This window comes from Cupriavidus sp. L7L (assembly GCF_004353535.1).
Classification (GTDB): domain Bacteria; phylum Pseudomonadota; class Gammaproteobacteria; order Burkholderiales; family Burkholderiaceae; genus Cupriavidus; species Cupriavidus oxalaticus_A.
Genome location: NZ_SMNY01000066.1, coordinates 21,980 through 28,546 on the forward strand (window position 1 = coordinate 21,980; position 6,567 = coordinate 28,546).

Annotated in this window: 6 protein-coding genes and 1 rRNA gene; 3 read left to right on the top strand and 4 right to left on the bottom strand. The window is 67.5% G+C overall.

The window, feature by feature from the left end:
• Positions 1–59: 59 nt before the first annotated feature.
• Together E1J61_RS35135 and E1J61_RS35145 are read right to left on the bottom strand one after the other, a co-directional pair.
• Positions 60–746, bottom strand: a complete 687-nt coding sequence (locus E1J61_RS35135; protein ID WP_133098420.1) for a TetR/AcrR family transcriptional regulator — start codon at positions 744–746, stop codon at positions 60–62.
• Between the two features lie 304 nt (positions 747–1,050).
• The gene (locus E1J61_RS35145; RefSeq protein ID WP_133098422.1) at positions 1,051–1,953 is read right to left on the bottom strand and encodes a LysR family transcriptional regulator; all 903 of its coding nucleotides are present in this window, start codon (positions 1,951–1,953) and stop codon (positions 1,051–1,053) included.
• 98 nt (positions 1,954–2,051) lie between these two features.
• Between E1J61_RS35145 and E1J61_RS35150 the strand changes: the two genes are divergently transcribed.
• Together E1J61_RS35150 and E1J61_RS35155 are read left to right on the top strand one after the other, a co-directional pair.
• Complete coding sequence (locus tag E1J61_RS35150; protein ID WP_133098423.1) at positions 2,052–2,702, top strand: glutathione S-transferase family protein; 651 nt, start codon at positions 2,052–2,054, stop codon at positions 2,700–2,702.
• A gap of 58 nt (positions 2,703–2,760) precedes the next feature.
• Positions 2,761–3,732, top strand: a complete 972-nt coding sequence (locus E1J61_RS35155; RefSeq protein ID WP_133098424.1) for a pyridoxamine 5'-phosphate oxidase family protein — start codon at positions 2,761–2,763, stop codon at positions 3,730–3,732.
• A gap of 103 nt (positions 3,733–3,835) precedes the next feature.
• Here E1J61_RS35155 and E1J61_RS35160 read toward each other — a convergent pair whose 3' ends face one another.
• Both E1J61_RS35160 and E1J61_RS35165 read right to left on the bottom strand, forming a co-directional pair.
• Positions 3,836–4,276, bottom strand: a complete 441-nt coding sequence (locus E1J61_RS35160) for a hypothetical protein (RefSeq protein ID WP_133098425.1) — start codon at positions 4,274–4,276, stop codon at positions 3,836–3,838.
• A gap of 121 nt (positions 4,277–4,397) precedes the next feature.
• Entirely contained in the window at positions 4,398–5,999 is a 1,602-nt protein-coding gene (locus tag E1J61_RS35165; protein ID WP_133098426.1) for a 3'-5' exonuclease family protein, read from the bottom strand.
• Positions 6,000–6,486: 487 nt separating this feature from the next.
• Between E1J61_RS35165 and E1J61_RS35170 the strand changes: the two genes are divergently transcribed.
• Positions 6,487–6,567 (top strand): 16S ribosomal RNA (locus E1J61_RS35170); the annotation flags it as partial.

A 6,567-nucleotide genomic window follows, 5' to 3' on the forward strand; every position in this document is an offset into this window, starting at 1 on the left:
CACCGAATTCATAGCGGCCATGGGCGCGCTGCATTACCAGACTGCACTACCGCGCGAATTCAGGCCTGGGCGTTGCCTGTGACGCCGAGGTACCCCGCCATCATGCGGCTCAGTTCGGGGATCATTCGCTCATCGTCGAGATGCAGCGGCCCCGAATCGTTCAGCACCGCATTGACCAGCACGCTAAAGACCGCCTGCATGGCAAAGCGCACACGCAGATCGGCGATATCCGCGGGCAGCGACAGCCGTGGTACCAGCAACTGCACCATCCGCTCGACGATCGCTTCGCCATTCTGGCGGTGCGGCTGCCACTCTTCCGGCTTCGTCGAGGCATGCCGCAGCGAAGCGCGCATCACGCCGCGATTGGCCAGCGTGCCCAGCACCATGAAGCGCGCGGCCTTGTCTAGCAGTACGGCGGTCGGCACGTCTTCCCAGCGCTCCTGCGCGAGGTAACGGTCGATCGATGCCGAGGTTTCCTCCATCACCAGGGCGCGCAATGCCTCGAAATAAGCCATCTTGTCGCGGAAGCGGCCATAGAAAGCGCCCACCGACACCTGGCACGCAGCGGCGATCTGGGCCACCGAAACCGCGGCGAAATCGCGCTTCGCCAGCAGTTCACGGCCCGCGCCGAGCAGCGCCTGCTCGGTCTCGCGCGCGCGCCGCTGCCGCGGCGGCTGCAGGATCGAGGGCGTATCGATACGGGGAAAGGAAGAGGTGGCCGGAAGGCCGGACGACGTCGCTGGCATAGGGATTTTCCGTATTCGAATGCAGATTCGCTTTTGAAAAATACCGGTGCGCGCCGCGCGGCGTCAAGGCTTTTGTCGGGTGGCCGGTCGCTGCGAACGGGTGGGTCGCCACTCGTGCGCGCAAGGTACGCATGCCTGTTGCTCCGCGTCGTGGATACCCTGGCGGAGCGCATTGCCGCTGGGTCGGCGGATGAGGCGGCGCAAGCGGGCGCCGAAGCCCGTCGGAGTTGGAGCGCTGGCCAGGGGCATGGAATCGGCATCTCTGCGTCTTGGTCTTGCTCTCGCGCACCGCGGGAACGCTGTCTCAGCGAAAGCGCGGACCGAGGTCGTCGCGCATCCAGTCGATAAAGGCGCGCGTGCGCGCCGGCAGCAAGCGCGCATGCGGATAGATCAGCGACAACGGCCAGGCGGGCTGCTCGAACGTCTCCAGCACAATGCGCAGCTTGCGCGCCTGCACCAGTTGCGCCACCTGGTACGACAGGAAATTGCCCAAGCCGGCGCCTTCCGCGCAAGCGGCCACGGCCGGCGCGGTCTGGTTGAATTCGAGGTTGCCCGTCACCTGCACCTGGAACGGCTTGCCGTTTTCCTGGAACGTCCACCAGTGCGCGGCATTGCCGGTGAAGCGCACGCAATTGGCGCGCGCGAGGTCGTCGGGATGGCGCGGCGTGCCATGCTTGCGCAGGTAGGCGGGGGTGGCCACCACCACGCGCCGGATATGGCCGACCGGCTGCGCCACCAGGGTCGAATCCGCCAGCGGGCCGATGCGTACGCCGACGTCGAGCTCTTCTTCCAGCAGGTTCACCACGCGGTCGGTGAATTCCATGCGGCAGCGCACGCGCGGATAGCGCTGCACGAAGCGCGTGACTGCCGGCGCGATATACATCTGCCCGAACAGCACCGGCGCGGTCAGCGTGAGCTGGCCGCTGGGCTCGACATGGCTGGCGGTCAGGCCGGCCTCGACTTCATCGATGGTGGCCAGGATGCGCCGGCAGCTGTCCAGGTAGCTGCGCCCCTCGCCGGTCAGGGACAGCCGCCGCGTGGTGCGGTTGAGCAGCCGCACCTGCAGCTCGGACTCGAGCGCGGCCAGTGTGCGCACCACCGCGGGCAGGGAAGTGTGCAGCGTCGCCGCGGCGGCAGTCAGGCTGCCCGCGTCGACGATGCGCACGAAGGTCTGCATGGCTCGAAGCTTGTCCATGGCGCCACACATTACTCCGATTTTTGGAGTAGTCAAATATCAGGCGCCCCATTTATTGCAGCGCCTTCCGCGTCCAGAATCCCGGTATCCCAACCCCCGAGGAGTGTGTCATGCAAGCCGCCAGCCATCCCGCCGAGCCCCGCGTTCCGCTCGTCCTTTATCGCTCGCCGCTCTCGGGCCACGCCCATCGCGCCGAACTGTTCCTGTCGCTGCTGGGACTGCCGTACCGGCTGGTCGACGTCGACCTGCGCGGCGGCGAACAGCATCGCGAGCCGTTCCTGCGGCTCAATCCCTTCGGGCAGGTGCCGGTGCTGGACGACAACGGCGCGGTGATCGGCGATTCGAACGCGATCCTGGTCTACCTGGCCACGCGCTATGACGATGGCCGCTGGCTGCCGCGCGACCCGGTCGGAGCCGCGCGCGTGCAGCGCTGGCTGTCGGTGGCCGCCGGGGAAATCGCCTTCGGCCCCGCCGCGGCGCGCCTGGGCGTGCTGTTCGGCCGGCCGGTGCCGCTGGACGACGCCATCGCGCGCGCGCAGCGCCTGTTCGTGCTGATGGAATCCCTGCTGGCCGAGCAGCCGTTCCTGGCAGCCAGCCATGCCACGCTCGCCGACGTCGCCGCCTACAGCTACATTGCCCGCGCCGAAGAAGGCAACGTGCCCCTGGCGCCGTATCCCGCACTGAACGCGTGGCTGCGCCGCATTGAGGCGCTGCCCGGCTTCGTGCCGATGATCGTATCCCGGCCCGGCAGGGCTGCCTGAGGCCGGATAACCGGACGCCGCCGCGCGAGCGCCGGCTGCATCAGCCAAGGAGTCCATCATGGAACTGCCCGTCTGGCCGCATGCCGGCCTGCCTTTCCACGCCGGGGAACTGGCCGCGCAGGAGCGCGCCGGCAAGCGCGAGCGCATGGCTGCGGCCGGCGCGCGCGTGATCCGCGGCGAAATGCCCGCACAGCATCGCGACTTCTATGCCCAGCTGCCGATCCTGCTGGTTGGCGCGGTCGATGCCGGTGGCTTGCCGTGGGCATCGGTGCTTGCCGGTGCGCCGGGGTTTGCATATAGCCCCGATGCCACGCACTTGCGCATCGACGCCTTGCCGCTGCCTGGCGATCCGCTGGAACAGGCCCTGGAGCACGGTGCGAGCGTTGGCTTGCTGGGCATCGAGCTGTCCACGCGCCGGCGCAATCGGATGAACGGCATCATCGTGGCGCGCGACCAGCGCGGGTTCACGGTCGAAGTCGAGCAGAGCTTCGGCAACTGCCCGCGTTATATCCAGCTGCGCGAAGGCACCATGGCACAACCGGGAGCTCCCGTGCCGGCATGGCACGGCACGGTGCTGGACGACGCCGGGGCAGCGTGGCTGCGGGCCGCCGATACGCTGTTCATTGCCACCAGCCATGCTGCCTCGCCGGAGGAGGGCGCGCACACCGGCGGCGTCGATGTATCGCACCGCGGCGGCAAGCCGGGTTTTATCCGCGTGGACGGCAATGGCACGCTCACCTTCCCGGATTTCAACGGCAACAACTTCTTCAATACCGTCGGCAACTTGCTGCAGAACCCACGCGCCGGGCTGGTGGTGCCCGATTTTGCCGAAGGCGCGCTGCTCCATGTCGGTGGCCATGCCGAAGTGATCTGGGACGGCGCCGAGCTGGCGACATTCGCCGGGGCGGAGCGGCTGGTGCGGCTGCATGTCGAGCAGGTGATGCGGCGCCCGTCGGTGCTGCCGATGCGCTGGCAGTTGCGCGAATACTCGCCGGTCCTGGCTGCCACCGGCGCGTGGCCGGCGGCCTGAATGGCGCTTCCGCTCTGCGACGGGAGGGCAGGCGCAGCTGATGGCGGCCCCGGTCCTGCTGGTCATGCAGTACTTCAAGGACTTCAAGGCGCCGTGCCGCCGGTCAGCCGGGCCCTCGGTATTTCAGTGCGGCACAGCGGCCGACCAGCGTGCTGATGCAGCAGGCATCGCCGCTCCATTCGCCGCCGATGACAATGCCGTCCGGGCCCGCGATCAGCTTGCGCTGGCAATGGCCCGGCACCGGCGTGCGTTCCATGCCGGCATCGCGGGGGCCGCTGCCTGGCGCGCGGGCTGCCGGGATGGTCTCGTTCCAGACATAGGCGGTGCCGGACGGCATCGCCTGAACCGCCTGTGGCGGTCCCCACTGGCGCTTGGCCTCGTCGACCGAGACGTTCTTCCAGGAGTCGAAGATTTCCTGCATGGCGCCGCCGCCCAGGTTGGCACACGCGCCGGTGAAGGCTCCGGCCCAGAGGATGGCCAGGCACGCGCGCACGCGCGCGGCGCCGCGGGCCGATTCGGCAGGACGGAACAGTTTGGCAGGCATTGAGACTCCGCATCGGCGCGCCCGGCGGCAAGGGCGGTCCGTCGAGACTAACGGAAGGGCACGCCTGCCCACAAGCACGGTCTGCGCGCCAGCCCACACAGCGGGCAGCCGGCGGCGCGGTTCAGTCGGCGAACAGATCCAGGGCTTGCTGACCGGCCGCGCGGGCTGGCCTGCGTGGGGCGGTCGCCGCGGTAGCACGCACCGGCCGCAGTACATCCTGCTCCTGCGGCTTCGCCGGCGGGGTCAGCTCGAACAGGCTCGCTACCGGCAGCGGGACCGTTTCCGGCATCCACTGCGCCATGCGCGGGGCGAGGATATGGTAGGTGTCCAGGTCGAAGTGCGCTGGCGCAACGGCCAGCGCGCGGGCCTCGTCCAGCGTGAGTGAGCAGCCCAGATAGCACCAGTCGTTGGCGACATGCCACCACGTGCGTCCGGCATGCTCCTCGCGCCATGCCACCGGACCGTCAAATGGCCACGGCACCAGTGCCAGCGGCGCCAGTGCGGTGGCCAGGCGCGCGCGATGCGCGGCGGCCGGCTCGGCGCCGACGCAGGCGCCGGCGCAGCGGTGTACCTGCCGCGCGAAGCACGGGTTGCCTCGCGGCGTGGTCTTTTCCAGCGACAGCGTGGCCATGCACAAGCCGTGCTCTTCGGCCAGCGCACGCAGGCGCGCCTCGGCTGCACCGCGGCTGCCAAAGGCGCCGAACAGATCGCGATGCCGGCAGAAATCGGTGTCGCGGCTGGTGCGCAGGCGCGGCACCGGCAACTGCGGCGGCAGCTCCCATGCGTAGAGCCGGGCATTGCTACGCAGCAGCTGGTTGTGGACAGGCTGCATCGTCTTGACCAGCCTGGCCTCGAGCAACAGCGCGCCGGTCTCGCCGCCGGTCTCGCGCCACTCGACCCGGCGCACCAGCCGCGCCAGCCGCATATCCTTGCCGTAGCGGTAGTCGCCCGAGAAATGGGCACCGATGCGCTGGCGCAGGTGCACGCTCTTGCCTACATACAGCGGGACGTCGTCATCGCCGTAGAAGATATAGACACCGGGAGCGGCGGGCACGTCTTCCAGCGCGGTTTCGTCCAGGCCAGCCGGCAGGCTGGCGCGACGCACCAGGGTGCGCACCGCGGCCTCGACCAGCTCGACCGAATAGGTGTCGTGGATCTTCTGCCAGAACTGCCAAAGCAGCTCGGCATCGGCCAGGGCGCGGTGCCGCCCTTTAGGCGTCAGGCCAAAGCGGGCGATCAGCGCATCGAGACCATGGCGTTCCACCGACGGGTACAGCGAGCGCGACAGGCGTACCGTGCACAGCACATCCGCACGGAACGTAACGCCGGCGCGGCGGAATGCGTTCTTCAGGAAGCCATAATCGAAGCGTGCGTTATGGGCTACGAAAAGCCGGCCCTGCAGGCGCTCGGCAAGTGGCTCGGCGAGTGACTCGAACGTCGGCTGGCCACGCACCATCTCGTCGGAGATGCCGGTCATGCGCTGGATAAACGGCGGGATCCCCATGCCGGGGTCCAGCAAGGTATCCCATTCGGTAATTCCGTCCGGGCCGACCTCGACGACGCCGATCTCGGTGATCCGGTCCCGCTGGGCATCGGCGCCGGTGGTTTCGAGGTCGACGAAGACGATCGGGCGCGACAGCGCCGCGGCGAGCGCGAGGGCGTCTGCAAAGTGCTTGCCGTCCGCGGGCATGCGCGACGGCAGGTAAGTGGGCATATCCGGCATCAGCCGATTTTAAGTGCCTGGCGATGGCGGCACGAAGAAGTTTTCAGAAACCCCTTGCCAAGCACCTCCGGGTCCCTTAATATTCGCCCCCTCGCAACACAACGCGGCGCTGCAAAGCAGACGCAGCAAGGGTTGCGGGGTCGACCGCAAGGTTGGCGCAGCGAAGTTTGCAGCGCTGGCCGCAGCAAAAAAAGATTGCTGCAACGGTTGACGAAACGAAGAAAGCCCTGCATAATCTCGTTTCTCTGCTGCAGACAACGCAGCGCGCTGAACGGCAAAGCCGGGAAGCGAAGTTCTTTAACAAACAAACAACCGATAAGTGTGGGCGCTGGGTAGCGGGCGCCGCTGTCTTCGGACAGTGTTGCTTCACAAGTTATACAGTGCTCGCACAGCAAAACGTGACTGGGTCTTCGGATCTGGTCAGTCAGTTTTCTGAGAGTGAGCGACCGCTCGAAAGAGCGAGGGTCTTCGGACCCACACAGAGATTGAACTGAAGAGTTTGATCCTGGCTCAGATTGAACGCTGGCGGCATGCCTTACACATGCAAGTCGAACGGCAGCACGGGCTT